Annotated in this window: 21 protein-coding genes, 1 other RNA gene and 1 pseudogene; 8 read left to right on the top strand and 15 right to left on the bottom strand. The window is 51.7% G+C overall.

The window, feature by feature from the left end; all coding sequences use genetic code 11:
- Positions 1 to 1,065: 1,065 nt before the first annotated feature.
- From K334_RS0107510 to K334_RS0107525, 4 genes are read right to left on the bottom strand one after another with little or no spacing between them, the layout of a single operon-like run.
- A complete protein-coding gene (locus K334_RS0107510; protein ID WP_021590704.1) occupies positions 1,066 to 1,752 on the bottom strand; it encodes a peptidylprolyl isomerase in 687 nt (228 codons plus the stop codon).
- A gap of 9 nt (positions 1,753 to 1,761) precedes the next feature.
- Positions 1,762 to 2,904, bottom strand: coding sequence for a cytochrome d ubiquinol oxidase subunit II (locus K334_RS0107515; RefSeq protein WP_027444768.1), 1,143 nt, complete (start codon positions 2,902 to 2,904; stop codon positions 1,762 to 1,764).
- Positions 2,901 to 4,451 carry a cytochrome ubiquinol oxidase subunit I gene (locus K334_RS0107520; protein WP_025880070.1) on the bottom strand — a complete coding sequence of 517 codons (1,551 nt, stop codon included), beginning with the start codon at positions 4,449 to 4,451 and terminating at the stop codon, positions 2,901 to 2,903. Before K334_RS0107520 ends, K334_RS0107515 begins: the two co-directional genes overlap by 4 nt.
- Positions 4,452 to 4,466: 15 nt before the next feature.
- Positions 4,467 to 4,691, bottom strand: coding sequence for a DUF4492 domain-containing protein (locus K334_RS0107525; protein WP_021590733.1), 225 nt, complete (start codon positions 4,689 to 4,691; stop codon positions 4,467 to 4,469).
- 190 nt (positions 4,692 to 4,881) lie between these two features.
- Here K334_RS0107525 and K334_RS0107530 point away from each other — a divergent pair, with 190 nt between their 5' ends.
- The 7 genes from K334_RS0107530 (at position 4,882) to K334_RS0107560 (ending at position 13,989) form a co-directional block, all read left to right on the top strand.
- Positions 4,882 to 5,754 carry a DUF8429 coiled-coil domain-containing protein gene (locus tag K334_RS0107530; protein ID WP_025880074.1) on the top strand — a complete coding sequence of 291 codons (873 nt, stop codon included), beginning with the start codon at positions 4,882 to 4,884 and terminating at the stop codon, positions 5,752 to 5,754.
- Between the two features lie 126 nt (positions 5,755 to 5,880).
- Positions 5,881 to 7,365 (top strand): TolC family protein, encoded by a 1,485-nt coding sequence (locus K334_RS0107535; protein WP_027444769.1) that lies wholly within the window; start codon positions 5,881 to 5,883, stop codon positions 7,363 to 7,365.
- A gap of 8 nt (positions 7,366 to 7,373) precedes the next feature.
- Positions 7,374 to 8,363, top strand: a complete 990-nt coding sequence (locus K334_RS0107540; RefSeq protein WP_021590715.1) for an HlyD family secretion protein — start codon at positions 7,374 to 7,376, stop codon at positions 8,361 to 8,363.
- Between the two features lie 34 nt (positions 8,364 to 8,397).
- Entirely contained in the window at positions 8,398 to 9,561 is a 1,164-nt protein-coding gene (locus K334_RS0107545; RefSeq protein ID WP_027444770.1) for an ABC transporter permease, read from the top strand.
- Positions 9,562 to 9,607: 46 nt separating this feature from the next.
- Positions 9,608 to 10,885: an ABC transporter permease gene (locus tag K334_RS0107550; RefSeq protein ID WP_027444771.1), complete on the top strand. Its 1,278-nt coding sequence runs from the start codon at positions 9,608 to 9,610 to the stop codon at positions 10,883 to 10,885.
- 89 nt (positions 10,886 to 10,974) lie between these two features.
- The gene (locus tag K334_RS0107555; RefSeq protein WP_025880076.1) at positions 10,975 to 12,645 is read left to right on the top strand and encodes a M6 family metalloprotease domain-containing protein; all 1,671 of its coding nucleotides are present in this window, start codon (positions 10,975 to 10,977) and stop codon (positions 12,643 to 12,645) included.
- Positions 12,646 to 13,284: 639 nt separating this feature from the next.
- On the top strand, positions 13,285 to 13,989 hold the full coding sequence (locus tag K334_RS0107560) for a peroxiredoxin (RefSeq protein WP_027444772.1): 705 nt from the start codon (positions 13,285 to 13,287) through the stop codon (positions 13,987 to 13,989).
- 76 nt (positions 13,990 to 14,065) lie between these two features.
- Here K334_RS0107560 and K334_RS15490 read toward each other — a convergent pair.
- From K334_RS15490 to K334_RS13685, 9 genes and pseudogenes are all read right to left on the bottom strand, one after another.
- Positions 14,066 to 14,216, bottom strand: a pseudogene (locus K334_RS15490) (IS1380 family transposase); the annotation flags it as partial.
- A gap of 103 nt (positions 14,217 to 14,319) precedes the next feature.
- On the bottom strand, positions 14,320 to 15,426 hold the full coding sequence (locus K334_RS0107565; protein ID WP_025880078.1) for an Mrp/NBP35 family ATP-binding protein: 1,107 nt from the start codon (positions 15,424 to 15,426) through the stop codon (positions 14,320 to 14,322).
- Positions 15,427 to 15,502: 76 nt separating this feature from the next.
- A complete protein-coding gene (trmB, locus tag K334_RS0107570) occupies positions 15,503 to 16,273 on the bottom strand; it encodes a tRNA (guanosine(46)-N7)-methyltransferase TrmB (RefSeq protein ID WP_025880079.1) in 771 nt (256 codons plus the stop codon).
- A gap of 107 nt (positions 16,274 to 16,380) precedes the next feature.
- Complete coding sequence (locus tag K334_RS0107575) at positions 16,381 to 17,397, bottom strand: branched-chain amino acid aminotransferase (RefSeq protein WP_021590730.1); 1,017 nt, start codon at positions 17,395 to 17,397, stop codon at positions 16,381 to 16,383.
- Positions 17,398 to 17,516: 119 nt separating this feature from the next.
- Positions 17,517 to 17,717 (bottom strand): exodeoxyribonuclease VII small subunit, encoded by a 201-nt coding sequence (gene xseB, locus K334_RS0107580; protein WP_021590707.1) that lies wholly within the window; start codon positions 17,715 to 17,717, stop codon positions 17,517 to 17,519.
- A gap of 5 nt (positions 17,718 to 17,722) precedes the next feature.
- Complete coding sequence (gene xseA, locus K334_RS0107585) at positions 17,723 to 19,018, bottom strand: exodeoxyribonuclease VII large subunit (protein WP_027444773.1); 1,296 nt, start codon at positions 19,016 to 19,018, stop codon at positions 17,723 to 17,725.
- A gap of 1 nt (position 19,019) precedes the next feature.
- Positions 19,020 to 20,426 (bottom strand): S8 family serine peptidase, encoded by a 1,407-nt coding sequence (locus K334_RS0107590; RefSeq protein WP_027444774.1) that lies wholly within the window; start codon positions 20,424 to 20,426, stop codon positions 19,020 to 19,022.
- A gap of 57 nt (positions 20,427 to 20,483) precedes the next feature.
- Positions 20,484 to 20,978, bottom strand: a complete 495-nt coding sequence (locus K334_RS0107595; RefSeq protein WP_025880080.1) for a DUF6169 family protein — start codon at positions 20,976 to 20,978, stop codon at positions 20,484 to 20,486.
- A complete protein-coding gene (locus tag K334_RS13685) occupies positions 20,975 to 21,121 on the bottom strand; it encodes a hypothetical protein (protein WP_021590703.1) in 147 nt (48 codons plus the stop codon). Before K334_RS13685 ends, K334_RS0107595 begins: the two co-directional genes overlap by 4 nt.
- Before the next feature lie 376 nt (positions 21,122 to 21,497).
- Here K334_RS13685 and ssrA point away from each other — a divergent pair.
- Positions 21,498 to 21,897, top strand: a transfer-messenger RNA (tmRNA) gene (ssrA, locus tag K334_RS14450).
- 160 nt (positions 21,898 to 22,057) lie between these two features.
- On the opposite strand, the gene K334_RS13690 is transcribed toward ssrA, so the two are convergent.
- Together K334_RS13690 and K334_RS0107610 are read right to left on the bottom strand one after the other, a co-directional pair.
- Positions 22,058 to 23,212 (bottom strand): TlpA family protein disulfide reductase, encoded by a 1,155-nt coding sequence (locus K334_RS13690; RefSeq protein WP_025880081.1) that lies wholly within the window; start codon positions 23,210 to 23,212, stop codon positions 22,058 to 22,060.
- A 33-nt stretch (positions 23,213 to 23,245) separates the two neighbouring features.
- A complete protein-coding gene (locus K334_RS0107610) occupies positions 23,246 to 24,814 on the bottom strand; it encodes a RagB/SusD family nutrient uptake outer membrane protein (RefSeq protein ID WP_027444775.1) in 1,569 nt (522 codons plus the stop codon).
- Between the last annotated feature and the right edge of the window lie 4 nt (positions 24,815 to 24,818).

Raw genomic sequence — 24,818 nt, forward strand, 5'->3', positions numbered from 1 at the left:
CGGCTTGTAGGTCGAAAGGTACAGAAATCCAAGGCCGGTGAACAACCTCATGGTTGCTTGCCGGCTTTTGTTTTTGTCAGCCTCGGCAAGCTCGTTTGGTCGTTTTTTCCGTGAAAGGACGGCCTTTCCATGTCCTTCACCCTTCGTGTGGGGCGGTCGTCGCGGGGTGCGTGGCGCGTCATTTCGGTCTGATGGTGGGCGGGGAACTGTGCTTCGGCTGCGTGGAAGTGGGCAAACGGCTTGGCGGAAGCTGCCTTTTTAGCGTGCGAAAGCAAGAGTGTAAAGTAAACTGTGTCAGGTCGGTTCATAGGGGCATAGCCATGGTGCACTATGCACTACCGCCTTGGCGGTTGGTCTTTTTGCAGGGTAGGGTTGCGAGCGCAGCGAGCTACCCTGCCTAAGTTTTGGTGATGGGGAGCTAGGCCGAAGGTCTTGGTCTTTTTACGAACCATCGCTTTTTGCGGGAAAGCTTATTTTCAATCAATACACATGCCATCATATCGCCCTTGTCACATATATCCCGCATGCTTCAAAAACAATTGACAATTCCGGCGACTCGCTCTTTGCACCCGACAGCAATCACCACAAACGTAAAAAGACCAAGACCTTCGGCCTAGATGTCTCTGTCACTGGCCAGATAGGGTAGCTCGCTGCGCTCGCAACCCTACCCTGCAAAAAGACCAACCGCCAAGGCGGTAGTGCGCAGTGCACCATGGCTATGCCCCTATGAACCGACCTGACACAGTTTACTTTACACGCTCCGCGAAAGCTGTCCTTTGGAAAAATGAAAGCAGCCCTTTTGAAAAACAACGGCAGCCCTTTTGGAAAGTGAAAGCAGCCTTTTGGGAAAGCAACGGCAGCCTTTTTGGAAAGTGAAAGCAGCCCTTTTGAAAAACAACAGCAGCCTTTTTAGCGTGTAAAAAGGCTGCTGTTGCATTTCATAGGTGTGTCATTCGCATTCCCCAACTCCACGTTTCACGTTCCGGGAGGATGGTTTTGCAAGTCAACGGTTGGACGATGGCGGCGGGCAAGGCCGCGGATCGGGCCACGAAGGCGGCCGGCCGGTCATTTGACGACCACCGCCCGCAAGATGCGGACGTCCTGCAAGGGGCGGTCGTGGGCGTCGGTCTCCACATTCTGGATGGCCTGGACGACGTCCATGCCCTCCACCACCTCGCCGAACACCGTGTATTGGCCGTCGAGATGGGGCGTGCCGCCCTTCTTGTAGTAGGCTTCGCGCAAGGCGGGTGGTATCGTCACCTTGCCCTTGGTGGCCTTGTCGAGCCGGGCCTGCACCTGGTCGAGCATGTCTTCGTTGAACCGTCGGCCGTAGACGATGTAGAACTGGCTGGCCGAAGAGCGATGTTCGGGGTTGACGTCGTCCGACTCCCGGGCTGCGGCCACGGCTCCCCGATGGTGATACAGGGCCGGGTAGCGAATCTCGGCAGGCAGCGTATAGTCGGGCGAATAGTCGCCGGCCGGTGCTCCGGGCTGCGCGTGGCGCGAGGTGGAGTCGCCCGTCTGGATCATGAAACTGCTGATGACGCGATGGAAAAGATTGCCGTCGTAATAGCCTTCCCTGACCAATTTGAGGAAATTGTCACGATGGAGGGGCGTCTCGTTGTGCAGGACGATGCGGACATTGCCCATCGACGTCTCCAAGACCACTTCATGGCGCAAGGTGTCGAGCACCTGCGCCATGCCGTGGAAAGGCGACAATAGCGTTGCCAGAAGTAGGATGAGATGTTTCATTTGCGTCGTTCAATAAACGTCGTCGGTGTCGATTTCCTCGCGCGTCAGCTTCTTCTTGTCCATCGACCACCACACGTAGGCGATGTAGGCCACGACGAACGGCACGAGCAACGACACGTAGAACATCGTCTGAAGGGTGAACATGCTGCTCGAACTGTTGAGGATGGTCAGGCTGCTCTGCAGCTCTGCCGTCGAAGGATAGTAGGCGGTGTTGTTCCATCCCACGTTGAGGAGCAGCGACAGCACCACGACGACCACGCCAATGCCGGCCGGCCAGATTCCCCGCACGTAGCTTTCGCACAGATACGAGCGGATGACGCCATAGAGAAGCAGCACGACGCCCACGACGAAGAGGACCGTGAGATACCACATCTCGATGAAATTGTCGAGATATTTGAATGGGTGCATGTAGATGTGGCCCGTCGCCGGGTCGTAGGCGAAGCCGTCCTTGAAGAGCGTGCGGATGAAGAACGCAAGGAACAACACCAGGAACGGCACCACATTGTAGAGCAGATGGCGGCGGCAACGCTGGCGAAGGGTGTCGTCGTCCACATTGTTGATGATGTAGAGAATACCCAATATGCGCGCCAGGAAGAAGACGGCAAAGCCGAAGACGAGGTTCCAGGGGTCGAGTAGGGCGTCGAGACCGTGGCTGGCGTTGGCCCAATGGCTGATGACGGGCTGGAAACCGTCGGTGATGTTCATCTTGTCGACCACGAAGTTGCTACCGTCGAAGAAGGTGGCGACGGCCCCGCCGAGCAACAGCGGGCCTACGATGCCGTTGATGACGAGCAGCCACTGGAACGTGCGCGTGCCCAGAATGTTGCCCAACTTGTTCTGGAACTCATAGCTGACGGCCTGCATCACGAACGTGAACAGGATGATCATCCACAGCCAATAGGCTCCGCCGAAGCTGGTGCTGTAGAACAAGGGGAACGAAGCGAAGAAGGCTCCGCCGAACGTTACGAGCGTGGTGAACGTGAGTTCCCACTTGCGTCCCGTGGAATTGACCACGAGTCGGCGTTCCTCGGGCGTGTTGCCCAGACTGAAGACCAAGGAGTTGGCGCCCTGAACGAAGAGCAGGAAGACCAGCAGCGCGCCCAAGACGCTGACGATGAGCCACCAATAGTGTTGCAAAAACAGGTATGTCATGCTTGAGGGGCCTCCATCCCCTTACGAATTTGCTTGAACAAGATGTTGATTTCCACGACCAGCATTGTGGTGAACAGGGCCAGGAAGATGAAGAAAGTGAGGATGACGCTGGATGAACCGATGTCGCTGACAGCCGCCCAGGTGGGCAACATGTCCTGAATGGTCCATGGCTGGCGCCCCAGCTCGGCCACGATCCAGCCCGACTCGCTGCAGATGTAGCCCAGCGGAACCAATACGATGGCCGTGATGAACAGCCAACGCCACTTGGGGTCTGCGATGTTGCGCCGCCAGGACACGTGGCCCACGACGAGGAAGAACAGGATGAAGAGCACGCCCAGCCCCACCATGACGCGGAAGGCCCAGAAGTTGATGGGGATGTTGGGCACCACTTGGTCGGCATTCTTCACGTAACCATAGCCGAAATACTGGATGTTGTCGGCCACGGCCTGGCGCACTTTCGGGCTCTTGTCGCCGCCGCGATACTGCTGCAAGGCCTTGATGGCCGTCTGCCCGCGGGCTATCTTCTCCTTCAAGGAGGGCTGTTTCTGCCCGGAATGGTCGGTGTAGCCTTTGATGATGTCGTTCACGCCGGGCACATAACCATGGAAATCACGCGTGGCGAGGAACGACAACGCGTAGGGAACGCCCACCTTGAACGACGGTTCCTGCTCGTTGGCGTAGTCCGCCTGGCCGAATGGACTGACCCAGGCCACTGCCGTGAGGCTCTGGTCGTGCCCTCCGTTGTAGAGTGCTTCCATGGCTGCGAGCTTCATGGGCTGCGTCTTGGCCACGGTATAGGCCGACTCGTCACCGGTCAGGGCCGTGAGCAGCGAGGCCACCAGGCCTACGATGGACGCGATCTTGATACTTTCGACCGCCAACTTGTGCTCCCGGTTCTTCAAGAGATACCAGCAGCTGACGCCCACCGTGAACAAAGCACCGATGATCCAGGCCGAAGTGACCGTGTGGGTGAACTTGCTGACGGCGAAGGGAGACAGCGCCACGTCGACGAAAGAGGTCATCTCGAAGCGCATCGTGTCGGGATTGAACGTCTGTCCGATGGGATATTGCATCCAAGCATTGGCCACAAGAATCCACCAGGCCGAGATGGTTGCGCCCAGACCGGTGAGCCATGTGGAAGCCAGATGGAAGCCCGGAGACACTTTTTTCCAGCCGAAGAACATGACGGCGACGAACGTCGACTCCATGAAGAAGGCCACAATGCCCTCTATGGCCAGCGGAGCGCCGAAGATGTCGCCCACAAACCAGGAGTAGTTGCTCCAGTTGGTGCCGAACTCAAACTCAAGGATGATACCCGTGGCGACGCCCATGGCGAAGTTGATTCCGAAGAGAGTCTGCCAGAATTTGGCCGCGTCTTTCCAGAAACGCTTCTTCGTGCGATAGTAACAGGTCTCTACAATTCCCATGATAACCGCCAGACCAAGCGTCAGCGGTACGAACAGCCAATGATAAATCGCCGTCAGCGCAAACTGCGCCCTCGACCAATCAATGGTTGCTGTAGTGATGTCTAACAATAGATTTGACATAGATATAAAGATGAATTAATGATTGGTACGCTGTATCAGCTCCTTTCCAACAAACTCGGCCTCGTGTCCGGAGCGGCTGTTTTGCTTGAGATAATCGGGAAAGAAGAAAACTTTCAGGATGGCAAACATAATGAACAATTTGATGATGATGATGGTCCAGAGGGTCTTGCCCAATGTCATTTGCCGGAATCCGTCGTAGTATAAATGGTAAACTTTATGGAAAAAGCCACGCCGTATCATATCTGCTGTAAATGGGTTAGTATCGAATAAGGGCGTAAAATTATAAAAAATATCCCATTGTTGTCCTATTTTTCCCTAAAAATGTCAATTTTTAATATAATAAAGGTTTGCCTTTTGCATTTTCTTTGGTAGTTGGGAGAAAAGCTATATTTTTGCAATGAGCAATCATTTAAAGTTTTTTTACTTCGTCATGAATAAGAAAATTCTTATCCCGATTATCATCATTGGTCTATTGTTGATAGGCGGTATCGTTTATTTAAGCATGGATTTGAATAAACAAAAGCAGGAAAATCAGGCTATGCAGGAGTTGGCTGAACTCGACAAGAAAGAGATGGAAAACGAATATCAGCAGTTTGCCAACCAATATAGCGAAATGAAAGCGCAGATCACCAATGATTCCATCATTGCACAGCTTACCGCCGAGCAGGAGAAGACACAGCGTTTGCTCGACGAACTGCGCAATGTGAAGAGCAGCGACGCCCGTGAAATCGCCCGACTGAAGAAGGAACTGGCCACGGTGAGGGCCGTCTTGCGCAGTTATGTGCTTGAGATAGATTCGCTGAACCGCCTCAACCAGAACCTCACGGCCGAGAACACGCGCGTCAAAGGCCAGTATGAGGAGGCCACCCGACAGATCGAAGGCCTGAACACGGAGAAGGCTTCGCTGAGTGAAAAGGTGGCCATCGCCGCCCAACTCGACGCCATCGGCATAACCTTGCAGGCCAAGGACAAGCGTGGAAAGGACACCAGGAAGCTGAACAAGTGCAAAGCCTTGCAGGTGAACTTCAGCATTGCGAAGAATGTTACGGCCGTCAACGGCACGAAAACGATATATGTGAGGATCATGTCGCCGTCGGGCAACCTGCTCGGAAGCGGCGAGTCGTTCGGCTATGAGAACCGTACGATTCAATGTTCGATGAAGAAAATCGTTGAATATGGCGGTCAGGAAACGCCGGTCACCATGTTCTGGCAGGTGAACCAGGCCCTCGAAGAAGGCACCTACAACGTCAGTGTCTTCGCCGACGGCAACATGATCGGTTCCAGAAGCTTCACTTTCAACTGAGCGCACTCGGCTTCCGACGTTCACCAATCGCACCGGCTGCCCACCGGCCAAGTGCTTCCACATATATAAATAAGTGTATATTATCAGTTTTCATTTTATACAAAGCACGTTATCCAGCTAAATAGAATGAGGAAAATCATAACATTGTTCATGCTTGCAGGTTGCGTTCTGCCGCTGGAAGCACAGCGGGTGCTCGACCTTGACAGCTGTAGGGCGTTGGCGCTGCGCAACAACAAGCAACTGAAAGTGACCCGCTTCAAGCAGGAAGCGGCCAGAAATGTCCGCAAGGCCGCGAAAACGAAGTTCTTGCCGAAAGTCGACGCCTTGGGAACTTACCAATACTACAGCAAGGAAATCTCACTGCTCGACAACGACAGCAAGAATGCGCTGAACCATTTCGGCACGAATCTCGGCGCAGCCACGGGCAACAGCCTCACCTCCCTCATCACGGGGCTGGCCCAACAAGGGGTCATCACGCCGGCCATGGCCCAGCAGTTGGGCGGCATGGTCAAGCAGATTGGCGCTCCGATAGAGCAGGCCGGCAACCAACTGGGCCGGAACATCACTGAAAAGTTGCGCACCAACACCCACAATATCTTTGCGGGGGGCTTCATGTTGCGCCAACCTGTGTACATGGGAGGGGCCATCATGGCGGCCAACAGGATAGCCGCCATCAACGAAAGCCTGTCCGAGAACGGCTCCGACTTTGTGCGTCAGGCCACGCTCTACAGCATTGACCAGACCTATTGGCTGGTCGTCTCGCTGCGGGAGAAGGAGAAGCTGGCCATCAGCTACCACAAGTTGGTGTCGAAACTGGCCGAAGATGTCAGGAAAATGATCAAGCAAGGCGTGGCCACACGGGCCGACGGGCTGAAAGTGGATGTCAAGGTGAACGAAGCCGAGATGCAGATAACGCAGGTGGAAGACGGCTTGGCACTGTCAAAAATGCTGCTTTGCCAACTCTGCGGTTTGCCGCTGGATGAGGAAATCACGCTCGCGGACGAGAACAAAGACCTCGCCCTGGCCCTGGAGGGCGCGGAGTTGCCAAACGAAAGCAACGCTGACAACCGGCCGGAACTGCGCATGTTGCAGAACGCCGTGGACATCAGCAAGGAGACGACCAAGCTCATCAGAGCCGCATTCCTGCCCCAGGTCATGCTGACGGGCGGTTATTTCATCTCGAATCCCAACGTGTTGAATGGTTTTGAACGCAAGTTCTCGGGCCTGTGGAACGTCGGTCTCATGGTGCGGGTGCCTGTTTGGAACTGGTTTGAAGGCTCCTACAAGGTCAGAGCTTCCAAGTTGGTTACCAACATGGCTGAAATGGAACTCAGCGACGCCCGCGAGAAGATTGATTTGCAGGTCGCCCAGAGTCGGTTTAAGGTGAAGGAAGCCCAAAAGAGGCTTGCCATGGCCAACAAGAACATCACGAGCGCCGAAGAAAACCTGCGTTGCGCGAACGTCGGTTTCCGTGAGGGCGTCATGCAGACGACCGACGTCATGGCCGCGCAAACGGCCTGGCAAATGGCACAAAGCCAGAAGATTGACGCCGAAGCAGACTATAAGCTCGCGCTCGTCAACTTGGAAAAATCATTGGGAACACTTAATTAATAAGCATCATGTCAGCAAAATCACAACACAACAATATTCTTTTAGCTATCATAGGCTTTGCCGCCGTCGTCATCATCGTGGCCGTCATCGGCTTCCTCACTTTGGAACGAGGCGACGATACGATACAAGGTGAGGTCGAAGTGTCAGAATACAGGGTGGCAAGCAAACTGCCGGGACGCGTCGTCGAGCTGCGCGTCAAGGAGGGAGACTTCGTTCATGCGGGCGACACGCTGGTCATCATGGAGGTTCCCGAGGTGGATGCGCAGAAGAAAGTAGTCCAAGCCACCGGCGAAGCAGCCAAGGCCATACAGGACTTGACCGACGCCGGTGCGCGCAAGGAGCAGATTCAAGGAGCCTACGAACTGTACCAACAGGCGATGGCCGCTTCTGAAATAGCCCGCAAAACCTATCAACGAATGCAGAACTTGTACGACGAAGGCGTCATCAGTGGGCAGAAACGCGACGAAGCTTTCGCCGCTTTCAAGGCCACCGAAGCCCAGGTCAAGGCTGCAAAGAGCCAATACGACATGGCACGCAATGGCGCCCGGGAGCAGGAGAAGCGTGTCGTGGCCAGCAACGCCAAGGCCGCCAAGAGTGCCGTCGAGGTCGTCAGCTCGCTTCTGAAGGAAACCGTTCAGGTGGCACAGGTCGACGGCGAGGTCAGCGAAATCTATCCGAAAGTGGGCGAACTGGTCGGACTTGGCTCGCCCATCATGAGCATTTCGGTCATGAAAGACATGTGGGGAACCTTCAACATCCGTGAAGACCATCTCGAAGGCTTCAAGATGGGCCAGACCATAACGGCCTTCGTCCCCGCATTCAACAAGGAACTGAAAATGAAAATCTATTATATCAAGGACGAAGGGTCGTATGCCGTGTGGAAAGCGACCAAGTCCAACGGGCAGTACGACCTGAAGACATTCGAGGTGAAGGCCCGTCCCGTGACGCCGTTTGAAGGACTCCGTCCAGGCATGTCGCTCATCATCAAGAACAAATAGCCCCTTCGGCTTCCGGTCAAGTTGAAGCTTTGCCATGCTTAGAAGACTTTATCATATCGCACGTCGTGAATGTGGCATCATGTGGAAGAACCCCATCTATGGCTTCTGCATGGTGATATTCCCGCTCATCGTCATCCTTTTCTTCACCTCGCTGATGAAGGAAGGCGTGCCGACCGACATGCCTGTGGGCGTTGTCGACGAGGACAACACGTCGACGACACGCGCCTTGATCCACAAGCTCGACGCTTTTCAGACCACAAAGGTCGTCGCACACTTTGAGAATGTCAATCAGGCACGCCAGGCCATCCAACGAAACGAGGTCTATGCCTTCCTTTATATTCCCAAAGGAACCACCCGCGGCCTGATGAACGGCTCACGACCCAAGATTTCCTTCTACTACAGCAACGTCACATTGGCGGCCGGTTCCATGCTGTTTCGCGACCTGAAGACGATATCCACGTTGGGTTCGGCGTCTGTCGGCATGAAGAAACTGTCGGCAGTGGGCAAGACTTCGGAGGAAATCAAGACCTTCCTGCAGCCCATCGCCATCGACCTGCACATGATCGGCAACCCTTGGGCAAGCTACAACATCTACCTCAGTACGATCATGGTGCCCGGCGTATTGATGATTTTCGTATTCCTCATCACGCCATACTCCCTGGGAACCGAGCTAAAGTTCAAGCGTTCGCGCCAGTTGATGACCATGGCTGCCAACCAAACATGGGTCGCCGTCGTCGGCAAACTGATTCCGCAGTTCCTCATTTTCATTACGATTTTCCTGGGATTCGAGCTTTATATCTATTACGGATTGGGCTTTCCTCACCCCGGCGGCATTGTTCCCATTCTGCTGTTGGCCCTTCTTTCGGTGCTTTCCGCACAGGCCTTTGGCGTCTTTGTCTTTGGTCTCATGCCCTCGTTGCGCATGTCCATGAGCGTATGTTCCCTGTGGGCGATGGTCAGTTTCTCCGCCTGCGGCGCCACATTCCCCGTCTTTGCCATGGACAGCATGATTGAATCCATCGCCCAACTCTTTCCCCTGCGCCACCATTACATGATCTATCAGATTTGCATTCTGAACGACTTCCCGCTCAGCGACGCATGGTTCAACTTCATGGCATTGGGCATTTTCATCGCCCTGCCGGCATTTGTATTGCACAATATCAAGCGGGCCATGCTGCTCTATGTCTACATTCCCTGAACAAAAGGGCTGCAACACTCCGTCAACCCCCATAACCGACAAGACATTGGATAAAGATTCATTATTATACAAGATTGCGAATGGCCTGAAAGACATGTGCTACATCTGGGCCAAAGAGATGCGTTCCACCGTCACCGACGAGGGAGTGCTCATCTTCTTCATCCTCGTGCCCCTTGCCTATCCACTCCTTTATTCGTGGATATACAACAATGAAGTGGTCAGAGATGTACCTGTGGCCATCGTAGACCAAAGCCGCAGCCACACCAGTCGGGCTTTCATCCGCGCTTTCGACGCGTCTCCAGACACCAAGGCAGCCTATTATTGTACAAGCACGGATGAGGCCAGGGAACTCGTCGGCAAGCAGGTCGTGCACGGTTGTCTGGTCTTTCCAAAGGACTTTGAGCACAGATTGTTCCGTGGCGAACAAGCCCATGTGAGCGTGTTCTGCGACATGAGCCTCATGCTTACCTACAAAGCCATCTATCAAACGGCGTTGACCGTGTCGCAAGACATCAACGCACGCATCCAAATCGCTGGGTCGCGCAATGTCACAAACCGCGACGACGAGGTTACAACCAAGCCGCTCGACTTCGACGAAGTGCCCATATTCAACACCACAGGAGGCTACGGCAACGCCATCATCCCCGGCGTGCTCATGCTCATTTTGCAGCAAACTCTTCTCCTCGGAATCGGACTTGCGGCCGGCACTGCGCGCGAAAACAACCGCTATCAGGACCTTGTGCCCATCAGCAAACACTATGTCGGTATCTTCCGTATCGTGCTGGGCAAGGCTCTTTGCTACTTCATGGTCTATCTGGTCATGGGCACCTATCTGGCGTTGGCTGTCCCGCGCATGTTCGGTTTCACGTCCATGCTCACGGCCGCCAACCTCTTCGGGCTGCTGATTCCCTATGTTCTGTCGTGTACATTCTTCGGAATGGCCCTGTCATGTATCGTCCGCTACCGTGAAAACGTCATGCTATTGGTCGTATTCACCTCTGTTCCTTTGCTTTTCATGACCGGCATTTCATGGCCTCAATCCAACATTCCGGGGGTATGGCAAGGCCTTTCCTGGCTCTTCCCCTCCACCTTCGGCGTGCGTGGTTTCCTACGTCTGAGCAGCATGGGAGCCAACCTTTCCGACATCCTGCCCGAATATCAGGCTCTTTGGTTACAGGTGGTAGCCTACTTCTTCCTTACCTGTGCCGTTTATCGCAGCCAGCTCAAGCAGACCCGCACCCATGCCACGAACCGCATCGACATGATCAAGCAGAAGGCCAAGGAAGCCAAACGGCGAAAAGCTGTTAACACGACAAAAATCTAAAAACGCTTGGGTATCAATAGAGAAAAGCCCCGCTAAACTTAAAAGCAAATGATTATTAAGTTCCTTTGATCTTGTTAAATAAAATAAGAATGAAAATAAAGAAGAAAACGATACTACACCTCCTCACCATCGCGACATTGCTCGTTATCCAATTACCAGCCTCCGCACAAGATGAGATATTGGGTCGGCCAGGCAAATGCGCTTTTAACGAGGTAAACGCTCAACGTACCACACGCGCCATTATCCCCTACAATCCCGTACATATCCCCACGAACTTAGGACCAAGCAAAGTAGTAACTATACCTGTGTTTCTTGCCGAGTTTCAAGACGTAAAGTTCAGTGTGCACCAGCTCAACCAGGCCTTCGAACAATATTTCAACGGCGAAACATTAGTAAATCTTGGAAACGGTAACGACAGGAACTTTGGTAGCGTGAGGAAATACTTCCACGACATCAGTAACGGAGATTTCAACGTCAAATTTAAAATCTATGGTCCAGTCACGCTGTCTAAGGAAATGAAATATTATGGTGGAACCAACATCAGCGATGGTGGCGATGGTTCTCACCGCGAAGAACTTGTCAACGAAGCGGTGAATTTAGCGCAAAGTATGGTATCCACGAGCGATGCTCAGACTTTCGACGCCAATAATGATGGCTACATTGACTGCGTCTATGTCATCTACGCGGGCATGGGAAAGAACTTCAATGCCCCTATCGAGGAATATCCACAAGCCGCGAACACGGTATGGGCTTGCACTTCTGTTACCAATGGAACGCTCGCTGGAAAGCAGATAGGCTGGTATAGCATCGCCGGCGAACTCATTCCGGGGAAAGTGAAGAATACAAACGACTGGTACATTCAAAGCATCGGTGTTACCTGTCATGAGTTGTCGCATGCCATGGGACTACCCGACATCTATCCTCCTACTTCCTCTGCCGGATATAAGAAGCATAACCAGAACATGGAATACTGGGATCTCATGGATGGTGGCGAATACGTCAATAACGGTTGGCACCCCACACCATACACCGCTTGGGAAAAGCATCAACTCGGATGGAGCGTGGACATACGTAAACTCACCACCTCACAAACCATAACTATGGATAAGACAATACTTGACCAAGGCCCCGCCTACAAAATTGAAAATCCGAACAATCCATACGAATATTTTATCATCGAGAATATTAAAAAGACACCCGACACATGGTATCAGAAGGCTCCCAACTCTGGACTTCTCATCTATCACGTGTTCTTTAACAACGACAACACGGAGACTTTCGCATGGGTTAACGCCACTCCCGGCAAACCCAACATGGCCGTAGTGCCCGCCGATGGAACTTGTTTCTCCTACGACTTATTGTCGACACTCACTCATCTCAACCAGAAAGAGCGTAGGGAATACTACCGCACGCAACTGGCTGGCGATCCTTTCCCCGGAACTGCACAAACAAACAAGCTCGACGATACGTCCAACCTACCCAACTTCTATTGGTATACACAGGGAGCCATAGCTGACAAAGCTCTCTACAACAGCCAATACTATAAAACCAATGTGGCTCTCAAACATATCACGGAACACAATGGCACTGTCACCTTCGAGTTTATAGGTGATGTTGCCACAGGCATCGATCATCTTACTAACAAACAGACGACCTACTCTCCCATCTACACTCTCAACGGGCACCATGTAGGTACTGATGCCACATCATTGCCCAAAGGCATATACATCAAGAACCATAAGAAGTTCGTTGTAAAATAAAGATATATATAAGTATCCGCTAAAACCACTTTTAACGGAAGCAAAAAATAAGGCGCAGGCCGTGTTTTTATAACACAGCCTGCGCCAAATATTTCATCATCCACGGTTGACGAGCGTTTTTCGTTAATCCCAGATTCCGCGATAGAAAACATCTTATCTTTGCATTTTATAATTTCTTGAAAAAGATTTTATGAAACTGTAATGACTATGATAAATACGTTTTTTATTTTTTCAACTCGATACTTCTTTTGTACGACAGCATAACAGATGTCCTTTCTCGAGATTGATCATGTAGAGTAAATGGCCGACTCTGCCTCTTTCTCGCTCAACACCCTCCGTTAGGATAAGAGATGTGGTACAGGATCACCTTGGACTGATGAATGATACCCTCTCCCAACTTCAACTTCTGAATCATGGTGTTCAGCATGGGTTAGGTCACACCGCAAACCTCCGCCGCCTTGACAAAATGCCGGTATTTTTCAAGCGCCACAATGTATTCCAACTGTTGCAGGGTTATAGTTATAGATTCTATTGATACAAGGATAGAAAATATCAATGTAATCTATAGCGATTAATCATGTATCTTTGTATCGTAAAAAATCAATAAGTAAAATGTTTCATCCATAAAAAATTAGAACAATGGAAAATCAAGTAAATGCAATGCCGAGAATCGGCGATTTAGCACCTGAATTTCAGGCAACTACAACACAAGGTGAGATCAATTTTCCCAATGACTTCAGTGGGAAATGGAAAATCTTGTTCAGCCACCCTGCAGACTTTACACCGGTTTGCACATCGGAGTTCATGACTTTTGCCTCCATGCAAGAGGAGTTTGACAGGCTCAACTGCCAGCTGGTCGGTCTTTCTGTTGACGGGCTGCACAGCCACATCGCCTGGCTCCGCATCATTCACGATAAGATTGAGTGGAAGGGCTTTAAGAATTTGGAAGTGAAATTTCCGTTGATTGTCGACATCACCATGGATGTGGCCAACCTGTATGGTATGATTCAGCCGGGCGAAGCCAGCACTGCAGCCGTGCGTGCGGTGTTCTTCATCGATCCCAGCAACAAGATCCGCACCATCATGTACTATCCGCTCTCTCTCGGACGTAACTTCGATGAAATCAAGCGTGTGCTTATCGGGCTTCAGACTGTTGATAACTTTGGGGTGGCACTTCCTGCCGACTGGCGCCCGGGTGATGAAGTCATCGTTCCGCCAGCAGGTTCGTGCGGTGTCGCCAAATCACGTATGGCAGGCGAAGACAAGGATATGCACTGCTACGACTGGTTCTTCTGCACTAAGAAAATCTCCAAAGAACAAGTAGAAGAGAAACTTGGCAAGTAATTGTCAGTAAAACATTTTTTCAAGGAAAACGGAAGCGCATGTGCTTCCGTTTTTTATTTGTAGTAAGTGCTATTTAAAGTTTGAACATATTGTCGGTCCTTTCAAAATATACACCAATGACAATGGTTCTATAACGCAGCGTAGATAGTGTTTTTTTGCGTTTTTTATTGCAGAATAAATAGACGGAACAACGACATTAAATTGTAGACTATCATCGAAAAAATCAAATCCCATCCACAATTGACAAGCGCTTTTCCATTAATTCTACGTTTCAGTCACGACTTACGAACGTTTTAGAATCTTGCAAATGGACCGAGTCAATAGAAATGACTACTTGATAGTCACGTCGACTATCTTCGTCGGGGCCTTTTCTTTATTACGGCGGTTAACAAATGTCACTACCGACTGCGCCAGACTCAAGAACGCCTGACCGGTAACGGTATCTACCTTCGTAGCTGCCGGCTCACCACTATCACCGCTTTCGCAGATGCTCTGCACAATCGGAATCTGCGCCAACAGCGGCACATTCAGCTCTTCTGCCAGTTTTTTACCTCCGTCTCGACCAAAGATATAATACTTGTTTTCGGGCAATTCGGCCGGCGTAAAGTAGGCCATGTTCTCTACCAACCCCAGGATGGGCACGTCCACCTTGTCATTCTGATACATGTCGATACCCTTGCGGGCGTCGGCCAAGGCCACCTTCTGCGGCGTGCTCACGATGACGGCACCCGTGATGGCCAGCGTCTGCAACAACGTAAGGTGGATGTCGCTCGTTCCCGGCGGCGTGTCGAGGATGAAATAGTCCAGTTCGCCCCAGTCGGCGTCGGCTATCAGCTGCTTCAGGGCCGACGTTGCCATGCCACCACGCCACAAAGTCGCCGTGTCGGGATTGACGAAGAAACCGATACTCAGCAGCTTCACGCCATATTTCTCTATCGGCTCGATGAGTTGTCGGCCGTCTTTCTCTATGCCGTAGGGCCGCTCGTCCTCCACACCGAACATCTTCGGCATGGACGGGCCGAAGATGTCCGTGTCGAGCAGGCCCACTTTGTAGCCCAACTTCGCCAGCGCAATGGCCAGGTTGGCCGACACCGTACTCTTGCCGACGCCCCCCTTGCCCGAACTCACCGCAATGATGTTCTTCACGTCGGGCAGCAGTTTACCCACTTCCGGGCGCGGCTTCGACTTGTATTCCAGTTCTATCTCCACCTCTATGTCCTTGTCCACATGATAGTGGATGGCCGCTTCGGCCGCCTTGACGGTCGACTTGAGGAACGGGTCGGTCTCGCGCGGAAACAGCAAGACAATCCTCACCTTCATGCCGTCAATGCTCGGCGTGTCGGCCAGCATGTCGCTCTCGATCAGATTCTTCTTCGTTCCGGGATAGACCACCGTCGCCAAGGCGTCGGTTATCAGTTTTGGATATAATGTCTTCATATTTTCTGATGATTATAAATAATGTATATAGATGTCTCAAAGGGCATTTTCCAAATCAAGCCCCAGTCACCGGCGGCTACTTCGCCGTGTCCCGGCTGCTTCGCTTGGGCCGATGATAGCTGCGGTAGTCGTCAACCGGAATCTCCACGTCGGGTTCCTGCAACTCACCGGCGCGCGGCAGGCGGAACTTTTGATACTTGATGTTCAGTCCCCGCTCTATCCACATGCGCTCATAATAGGTCTGGATGGACAGTATCTTGCGCGTTTCGGCGTCAATTCCCTCGGTGTGGTAAAGGTCTTCCGTGCGGAAGAGCACCGGCAGACGGTTCAAGTCGGTCATCAACCGCGTGTAGGTGAAGAGGAAGTTGGAGTCCGTCTTCACGTGGACAATGCCGCCGTCCACCAAGAACTTGCGATAACGGTTCATGAAAAAGGTGGACGTGAGCCGCTTGTGGGCGTTCTTCATCTGCGGATCGGAGAAGGTGAGCCACAGTTCCTGCACCTCGTCGGTGTCGAAGAAGCGGTCTATGATCTCAATGCTCGTGCGCAGGAAAGCCACGTTCTGCTGTCCTTCCTCCAGCGCCTTCTTGGCCCCCGTCCACATGCGGGCGCCCTTGATGTCCACGCCGATGAAGTTCATCTCGGGATAGAGTCTGGCCAGTTCCACCGTATATTCGCCCTTGCCGCACCCCAGTTCCAGCACGATGGGATGGTTGTTCCCGAAATATTGCTCGTGCCAGTGCCCCTTCATGTCGAACGGAACGTTGTCGATGACGGAGAACGGATATTGAAACACATTCTCGAAAGTCTCCATTTCGGCAAACTTTGCCAGCTTTCCTTTTCCCATATAACGCTTTGATTTTAGGCTACAAAGGTAGCGATAAAATTGGAAAGGCACAAATAAAGCCCGCCGATAGCTTACCGACGGGCTGTAAATGGATGTTGATTACAAGTCTATTCTATCACGACGGTAGTCCAGCCGTGCTTGTCTTCGATGGTGCCATACTGTATTCCACGCAGCGTCTCGTAGAGTTTGGTCGACCACGGGCCGGGCTTTTCGCCGAAATGATACACCTTTCCCGTGTCGAGGTCGTCCAGCTGGGAGATGGGCGAGATGACGGCAGCCGTGCCGCAGGCCCCCGCTTCCTCGAATGTTCCAAGCTCCTCTTCGGGTATCGGACGGCGTTCCACCTTCAGTCCGAGGTCTTCCGCTATCTGCATCAGGCTCTTGTTGGTGATGGAAGGCAGGATGGAAGTGCTCTTCGGGGTCACGTATGTATTGTTCTTGATACCGAAGAAGTTGGCTGCTCCGCACTCATCCACGTACTTCTTTTCCTTCGAGTCCAGGTAGAACTCACTGCTGTAGCCCTTCTCGGCCACAACGGTGTGGGGCTTCATGGAGGCCGCGTAGTTGCCACCCACCTTGTAAGTGCCGGTTCCAAGCGGTGCGGCACGGTCGTAATCGCGGATGATGGCGTACTTGTTGCAGGCAAAACCACCCTTGAAATAGGGGCCTACGGGCGTGACGAAGATGAGGAAGCAATATTCCTTGGCGGGATGAACACCCACTTGCGCGCTCGTTCCGATGAGCAGCGGGCGTATATAGAGCGTGGCGCCGCTCTCGTAAGTGGGCACATACTCTTGGTTGAGCCGCACCACTTTCTTGACCATTTCGGTGAAAAGGTCGGTCGGCACCTCGGGCATGACGATACCGCGGCAGGTGCTTTGCAGGCGGGCCGCGTTCTCATCGACACGGAATATGCGCACCTTGCCGTCGGGACAGCGATATGCTTTCAGCCCTTCGAAAGCCTCCTGGCCGTAATGCAGACAGGTCGCGGCCATGTGCAACTTCAGATACTCGTCGGAACATACTTCGATTTCGCCCCACTTGCCGTCCTTGTAATAGCAGCGAACATTGTAATCGGTCGACATATAACCGAATGACAGACTAGCCCAATCCAGATTTTTCATAACACTACAGTTTATTAGTTCTACGTTTACTCCACGCAAAAGTACGAATAATAAAGGTCATTCGCAACCTTTTGCACAGCTAATTCGTTTCAATGCAGGGCTTCCGCCGTGCTTTCGGCTCACGTCCGGTTGCCGTCGAGAATCTTCTTGACCTCCTGGTCGGCCTTGGTCAGCCTGTCCCGACACAGCTTGAGCAGCTTCTGCGCCTTCTTGAGCCGGTCGCCCATGACGTCGATGTCAAGCTCGTTGTTCTCCATTTGCTCCACAATGCGCTCCAACTCCCTCACGGCGTCTTCGTATTTGATTTCTTCCTTTGCCATATTCCTTATTTGATGATTGATTTCACACTACCTTTTTCCAGTCTCGTCACGATTTCGTCGCCCTTGCTCAGCTGCCCGGCGTCTCTCACCACGCTGCCCTTGCAGGTCGTAATGCTGTAGCCGCGCTTGAGCAAAAGGGCGGGGTCGAGGGCCACGGCCCGCTGTTGCAGCAGCCGCAGCCGATATTCCTCACGCTCCAACCGACGCGCCGCAGCCGGGCGCAACCGCCTCTCCAGCAGTTCAAGCCGGTGTCCGTCCTGTGCCAATCGGGTGCCCACGGCCGTGGTCATGGCCTGGAACAGCCTGTGCAACTTGGCTTCCTGGCGTTCCCGAAACAGTGAGAAGACGATGGGCAACTTCTCTCCCAGCCGCTGCAGTCGCAAGCGCTCCACCTCCATGCGGCGGTCGACGGCCGCGACAAGTCGCTCCTGTGCCTCCGTCACCCGCCCATAGACAGCCGACAGATGGTCGACGAGCAAGGCCGCGGCGGCCGTCGGCGTCTTCACGCTGCGGAACGCCACCAGGTCGAGAACGCTCTGGTCGCGCTCATGCCCTATGCCCGTGATGACAGGAAGTGGGAAGTTGGCCACGTTCTCGGCCAGTTCCAGCGTATCGAAACCACTCAAATCGCTCGTCGCGCCGCCCCCCCGGATGATGACCACGACGTCGAACTCGTCCGCACGGAGGTTGATTTCATTCAGCGCGCGGATGACGCTGGCACTGACGGCCTCGCCCTGCATCGTGGCAGGAAACAAGGAAGGAGCGAACCACAAGCCGTCTTCGTTGGCGGACAGCTGGTGGCAGAAGTCGCCATAACCGGCCGCGTTGGCACTCGAAATGACGGCCACGCGCTGCGCAAACATCGGCAACGAGAGTTCTTTCTGTAACTCGAACACGCCTTCGGCTTTGAGTTGGCGGATGATTTCCTGCCGGCGGCGGGCCATGTCGCCCATGGTGAACTCGGGGTTGATGTCGTTCACGATCCACGAGAAGCCGTAAGCCTCGTGAAAATCGGCCGTCACCTTCAGCAACACCTTCATCCCGGGCCGCATCGGCCGGCCGGTGACGCGCTCGAAGTGCTGCCTCACGAACATCCACGTGTTCTTCCAACACTTGGCCGAGGCCTTGGCGACGGGCGTGTTGCCGTATTCGTCCTTCTCGACGAGTTCCATATAGCAGTGGCCGCGCACCTCGCGCAGCTCCGACAGTTCGGCTTCCACCCAATACGCGTCGGGCATGGTCAGCGCAATCGACTGTCTCACCAGGCTGTTCAGCTCATAGAGCGTCAGACTTTGCTTCATGTCAGTTGTTTTGTTTCTTGCCCAATGAATAAGCCTTCCAGAAGTCTGGCAGGCCATAACCGAACACATTGTCGGGATGGGCCGCGTTGTTGCCGCTCCGCCGCACCAGTTCGATGATTTCGCGGGCCGTCTTTTCGGGTAATGCCTGCCACAGACAGGCTGCCAGTCCCGCGATGAGCGGGGCCGAAAACGACGTTCCTATATCGTTGACGATGGTTCCCCGTCCCGAAACGATGGCTGTGGGACTGCCATAGGCCACCACGTCGGGCTTCACGCGGCCGTCGGCCGTGGGGCCCACCGAACTGAAAGCTGCGTTCAATCCGTTGGGACTGACGGCCCCAACGGTCAGTATGTCGTCGGCATCGGCAGGCACGTTGATCTTCTTCCAGGTACCCATGCCGTCGTTGCCGGCACTGTTCACCAGCACGATTCCTTTGCCGGCCAGCAGCGAAGCCATGCGGGAGATGAGTGCCTTGTGCCCCGTGAGGTCGGCATAGCGGTAACTTGTCGCCGCGTCGTCATAGGCATGATAGCCCAATGACGAATTGATGACGTCCACACCGGCCGAGTCGGCAAACTCAACCGCTTCGCTCCAGAAGTCTTCTTCCGACAGACTTTCGGTCTGCTGGGCCTCACAGCGCAGCAGCATGTAGGAGGCCTGGGGGGCCGATCCCACGTAAACGTCGGGCTGGTCGACGGCCATCACCGACAGCACCTTGGTGCCGTGCTCCATCTCCTGAAAGATGTTGGTCGACCGGGGCACCACGAAGTCGTGCAGTCCGACGAGCTTCAGCCCGTGGAAGGCCGGTATCCTGTCCACATTCATGAAGCCGGCGTCGAGCACGGCGATAACCATGCCCCGGCCACGATAGCCCGCGTCGTGCAGCCGAATGCCGTTCAAGCTGCCTATCTGGTCGCGCGTAATGCCGTAAGGATGGTGTTGAAGGGTGTCCCAAGCCTGAAATTCCTTGCGGAAAGAGGCTCTGACGGACGATTCATACTGCTTGGGCGAGGAGAAGACGAGCTTCACCTCGGTGACGAACGGCAGCTTCTCCACCCGCGCCATCAGTGCCGGTCTGTCGCATCTGACGAGCAACGAGTTGTTCCATTTGCTCTTTCCGACCACCGAAACGCCCTTGGTGGCCACGGCGTCGATATACTTTTGGGAAACGGGGAGGTCGGTGGAGTCGACGGCGATGCGTTGGCGCCGACGCCGTTCCAGCGCGCGCGGCGACAGAAAGGCCTCGGGATGGTCTGTCGAAAAGCCTGTTTCGGCCTTGTCGCGCAGCACGACTCTGTACAGAAAGCACTTGCCGCCGGGGAATGCCGACAGGTGGGAATGCTCTCCTTGGGCCGAAACCATGAGGACGGAAAGGCTGAAAACAAAAGAAAGCAACAGCTTGTTCATTCGGGAAGGCTACTTTTATAAATAGCAGAAAAGGTCAGAAGCATTCTATCTATAGCCCTATTCTGGTTTGTCTTTGAGGGTGTTCACCACTTGGTTGAACACTTCCACAATCTCATGAAGCTTGGGATTTGTCAGCTGTACGATAATGGCCGCAAAGTTTTCGATACCGTCTGCTTCCATTTGCACTGTGTCAAAATAGTAAAGATGTCTGTTGGCGTATTCTCTAAACCACCTGACAAACAGCCTATTGCGTGACGCTTGTTTCCCATCTCCTGTTTCACATAAATACAGAAGTATCTCCGGATTTGCCTTGAAGAAATCTTCTATAATGCAGAAAATGGTTTCTCGCAACTTGGAATCATTGGGAGAAGGGGTGTGATTCTCATTTGCGATAATCAATTGGTAAGCGTCTGTCTCCCAAATGGTGTCGTCATCCATGAAACCAATCTTGTAAATGGCTCCATACTTCGTGCGAAAATAATAATAATCAGCCACATTCCAAACAGAATATGGCGCATTGAGATTGATTGCGGAAATATCAAGGGGATTCATAATGCGCTTTTCAGTTCCGCTCCACGCTTACGCATATCGGCAAACTCCCTTTGAGCTTGTTCCTCAAATCTTTTCTTTCGCTCTATTGCACGCCTGAAACCAGCAATGAGTTCGTCTCTTGTTTTTTCCTTGAAGCTAATCATATATCATTCTACCTGTTGATACTGCAAATATAGTTCTTCGTATTGAGATTTGCAAGGGAATAAAAGAAAAAGCACCAAATGAAAGCTCAAATGGTGCTTTAGGCCCATTGTCTCACCGACAAATGCCCATGGTGGCTTGCCGTCGCTGCCCTTTTGCCTTGTAAAAGCATAGCGGTCACCGGCTCAAAGGGCTGCTTTTGCAAGCTGGAAGCTGTGCTTTTGCAACGCCATTGGCCAACTTTTGGAAGCGAACGGACAAATAATGGCGAAAATGTTTGGGCAAGACAAAAAGAAACCGTACATTTGCGGCGTCATCTCTGCTTGGGGATGACGGGAAGGCAGGCGTCGGCATGACGGCCTGCGGCCATCTTCACTTGGGGTTGACATGGATTTGACGGCGAGATGAAATGGTATGTAAGCATGCGGAGCCTCGTTGGCTATCTCCTTAAACGAAGTGAACAAAAGATTAATTGGCGAAAACAATTACGCTCTCGCTGCCTAATCGAAGCATAGTAGATTACTGGCTTTATCGCGTCACCAGGTGATGCGACGAGACATCGCTCCAAGGATGTTGTTCCGAATCTGAGGATTCAGCGGTGCAGGTAAATCGGAAATAGCGTGAGTATGCCTCGCTGCTCTCGTGAAAGTTTAGAGGATAAGGCTTCAGTTGGTGGTCTGGGTCTTGCTGAAGCTCGACAATGAAGGCCGGAATAAGCATGTAGAAAGCATATGGTTTCCTTGTGCGGACGTGGGTTCGAATCCCACCAGCTCCACATTATTTAGTACTCTGAACAAGAGATTGCAAGAAATTAAATACTGAAAAGAGAATGGTTTAAGCCGTGGCTCAGGCAGAATTTCTTGGAGAAACAAAGTAAACCCCAAAAGTTAGACAAAAGCTTTTGGGGTTTTACTTTTAAGTGATTTTTCAAATATCGGTCAGTGTGACATCAGTTGGTCTATATACTCGTAAAACTTTGGATCTTCACCAACGATGATACGGTCGATTTTTCCCTCCGAATCGATGATTACTTTGGTGGGATAGCCTGATATGGCGTATTTGACATCCACTGCTGTCTGATCCGTATTGCGGACTTGCAGCCAAGGCAGGGCGTGTTTGCTGACAGCTTCTTTCCATTGTTTTTCGGTATCATGGCAGTCGATACCAACAATTTCCATCTTATCTTTATGCTTGTTGTAGCACGTCTTCATGTCGGGAAATCCCTTGATACACCATCCGCACCAGCTTCCCCAAAAGTCAAGAATGACATATTTGCCCCTTAAGGAGTTAAGAGAGAAAGGTTGCCCATTGAGATCGTCAAGAGTAAAATCTGGGGCAGGTACGCCTTTGGTGAGTCTTTTGGCAACTTCCTCTTTTTGTTTTCTCTTTTCATACGATTCTTTGACTGACATATAAATCCCTTTCAAGCGGCCTTCTTTTACAGTTTGAGCGATTAGTGGGTCGATTTTAAAGAAAGTTTCAATATCAAGTTCGTTTAGAAGAAGGATTGCAGCCTCGCTGGTCGGATGTGTCCGGATATAGTTCATGATAGCTGTATTCTTCTTTTGTGTCATAGCTTTTTGTGTAACCTCAACATACGACTTAAGGGAATCTTGACTGACACCTTGCTTATGCATCGTTTGATAATTTTTGACCATCTGTTGATAGTCCTTCCGGAAAAGAGTTTGGGCGACAGCCTCTCCATATATCTTGTAAAACGAAGAGCCCGATATGCGATAATCTGTGGATATTCCACTGATTTCAAGTTCTTCTCCCGGCATTCCGACAACACGAATATTCAATGGCATAGTGCTGGTTTGGGCATCTTCGGACTTGCGGTTCCCATAGATGAAGAGATTTGTCACTTCACTTAGCGGCATATTTATAATAGCCACCCCCTTGACGGGTAGTGTTTTGAGAGGTACTCCCCATCGCTTGTCGATATTGTTCATGGGATAGACCATGATTGTATCTGTGATGTCGGATAGCGCGATTTTGATACGGATGTCTGATGTTTTTGCATTGATTGAAATTGTGCTTAACCACATGAAAGCTGTCAATAGCCAAGCCATCTTTATTTTTATCGTTTCCATAAAATATAATTATTATTTATCATCTTTTGTTTTTTATTTTGCCGATATCGGATCAAATATTTCCGTATTCTCAGAAATGCCCCATTGCGGATTGTATTTCAAGATAGCATTGTCAATAGGGAGTGATTGAAAATACGGATCCGAGATAGGTTTGCTATAGGTTTTGGTGCCACATCGATGCACGATGGTCGCTTTGCTCCAAGGTTTACCGTTATCAAAGGCATAGCGCTTGAGGTCTAATGTGCGCTGGAATGTGGCCATTGGTTGTTCGCGACGACGCTCTGCAAGGATTTCATAAAGCAACTGGTCTTGATTAAGTGCAGCTCCATTTGGTAAATCGCTTATCCCCCCTGTTCCAAAGTCATATCTATATTTACGCAACAAATTCAAATCGGCAAGAGCTGTTTTAAGGTTTCCGTTGCGTGCTTCAGCTTCAGCTTTCATCAAAATAAGTAATGGATAAGTGAGGGCTTCGGTTGTATTGAGGTTCTTGTCACGAAAATAGACAAGCCGAACACCATCATCATGCTTTACGGTTCCGACAGTTGTTGAATAGCCAGGATAGTTGAGGGCAAACAATTTCCATCTTAAGTCGTGGGCTTTGTCGAATAATGCTTGCCAATCAGCCGAAGGATAAAATCTGCTCGAAGAATAGCTGTAAGGAGCATATCTGAAAAGCAGATTTTCCTTATTGCGTGTCTTGGCAAAGTCGTTGTCAGGTCCCCGAAAACTCATTGCAGTCTCTGGCGACACGCCAGGGTCTACGCTGACGGGTGTTGTCGCCTCATAATGAAAATCATGGAAGTTATATAACATGTTCTCCACGTTTTTCCGATCATTTAAGGCTAGTTCCCAAGCTTTTTGACAGTCAGCTTGCATATTTTGCCAATCTCTCATGTACATGTAGTATTCGGCACGTAAACCATAGGCACATGTTCGATTGATGCGGCTTGGATTGCCGACATTTAACGGACAATTCTCACATGCGTAATCCAAATCCTCTTTCACTTGTTTAAAGATTTCTTCGGTTGTCGATAAATCTCCATTAGGAGTGGTTGGATCGCCTGAGGTCCGACATGGTATCACTTTCGTGGCATTCGTTCCATTTGGATCATACATGGGACCATAAGTGAGAGCAAGATTCATGTACAGCCATGCTCTGCCAGCTTTAGCCTCGGCGATAACACCTCTGGCATATTCCGACTCTTTGTCAATCTTGGAAATTCCATCTATGACATTATTGAAATATCCGATAGCTCGATAGCTATAGGTCCATGTGAAAGGAGTCACCGTCAGACGCATAATTGGCGAATAAAAGATATATGCGGCAAGGATGTCTAAATTAGGGAATGTGGCTGTGTACTGGTAATTAAGCTGATTTTCGCTGATTTCGAGATTGTCACCCATAGCCGCATAAAAACAACCATTATTATTGTCATACATGAAATATTGTAGGGTGAGTTCATTGTTCAGCAGATTCTCAAATTGTGATATCTCTGTCGGTATCATCTTACCTACAGGTTTGACATCTAAATAGTCGCTACAAGCGGACATGAGAATCCCACTTAATGCTACAATGATTAAATTGCATATTCTTTTCATATCA

It is taken from the genome of Segatella baroniae DSM 16972 = JCM 13447 (genome assembly GCF_000426585.1).
In the GTDB taxonomy this organism is placed as follows: domain Bacteria; phylum Bacteroidota; class Bacteroidia; order Bacteroidales; family Bacteroidaceae; genus Prevotella; species Prevotella baroniae.

Excerpts from the sequence above, each read along its gene's own strand:
- K334_RS0107510 (WP_021590704.1), bottom strand. The coding sequence starts at position 1,752 with ATGAAACATCTCATCCTACTTCTGGCAACGCTATTGTCGCCTTTCCAC.
- K334_RS0107515 (WP_027444768.1), bottom strand. The coding sequence starts at position 2,904 with ATGACATACCTGTTTTTGCAACACTATTGGTGGCTCATCGTCAGCGTC.
- K334_RS0107520 (WP_025880070.1), bottom strand. The coding sequence starts at position 4,451 with ATGTCAAATCTATTGTTAGACATCACTACAGCAACCATTGATTGGTCG.
- K334_RS0107525 (WP_021590733.1), bottom strand. The coding sequence starts at position 4,691 with ATGATACGGCGTGGCTTTTTCCATAAAGTTTACCATTTATACTACGAC.
- K334_RS0107530 (WP_025880074.1), top strand. The coding sequence starts at position 4,882 with ATGAATAAGAAAATTCTTATCCCGATTATCATCATTGGTCTATTGTTG.
- K334_RS0107535 (WP_027444769.1), top strand. The coding sequence starts at position 5,881 with ATGAGGAAAATCATAACATTGTTCATGCTTGCAGGTTGCGTTCTGCCG.
- K334_RS0107540 (WP_021590715.1), top strand. The coding sequence starts at position 7,374 with ATGTCAGCAAAATCACAACACAACAATATTCTTTTAGCTATCATAGGC.
- K334_RS0107545 (WP_027444770.1), top strand. The coding sequence starts at position 8,398 with ATGCTTAGAAGACTTTATCATATCGCACGTCGTGAATGTGGCATCATG.
- K334_RS0107555 (WP_025880076.1), top strand. The coding sequence starts at position 10,975 with ATGAAAATAAAGAAGAAAACGATACTACACCTCCTCACCATCGCGACA.
- K334_RS0107560 (WP_027444772.1), top strand. The coding sequence starts at position 13,285 with ATGGAAAATCAAGTAAATGCAATGCCGAGAATCGGCGATTTAGCACCT.
- K334_RS0107565 (WP_025880078.1), bottom strand. The coding sequence starts at position 15,426 with ATGAAGACATTATATCCAAAACTGATAACCGACGCCTTGGCGACGGTG.
- trmB (WP_025880079.1), bottom strand. The coding sequence starts at position 16,273 with ATGGGAAAAGGAAAGCTGGCAAAGTTTGCCGAAATGGAGACTTTCGAG.
- K334_RS0107575 (WP_021590730.1), bottom strand. The coding sequence starts at position 17,397 with ATGAAAAATCTGGATTGGGCTAGTCTGTCATTCGGTTATATGTCGACC.
- xseB (WP_021590707.1), bottom strand. The coding sequence starts at position 17,717 with ATGGCAAAGGAAGAAATCAAATACGAAGACGCCGTGAGGGAGTTGGAG.
- xseA (WP_027444773.1), bottom strand. The coding sequence starts at position 19,018 with ATGAAGCAAAGTCTGACGCTCTATGAGCTGAACAGCCTGGTGAGACAG.
- K334_RS0107590 (WP_027444774.1), bottom strand. The coding sequence starts at position 20,426 with ATGAACAAGCTGTTGCTTTCTTTTGTTTTCAGCCTTTCCGTCCTCATG.
- K334_RS0107595 (WP_025880080.1), bottom strand. The coding sequence starts at position 20,978 with ATGAATCCCCTTGATATTTCCGCAATCAATCTCAATGCGCCATATTCT.
- K334_RS13685 (WP_021590703.1), bottom strand. The coding sequence starts at position 21,121 with ATGATTAGCTTCAAGGAAAAAACAAGAGACGAACTCATTGCTGGTTTC.
- K334_RS13690 (WP_025880081.1), bottom strand. The coding sequence starts at position 23,212 with ATGGAAACGATAAAAATAAAGATGGCTTGGCTATTGACAGCTTTCATG.
- K334_RS0107610 (WP_027444775.1), bottom strand. The coding sequence starts at position 24,814 with ATGAAAAGAATATGCAATTTAATCATTGTAGCATTAAGTGGGATTCTC.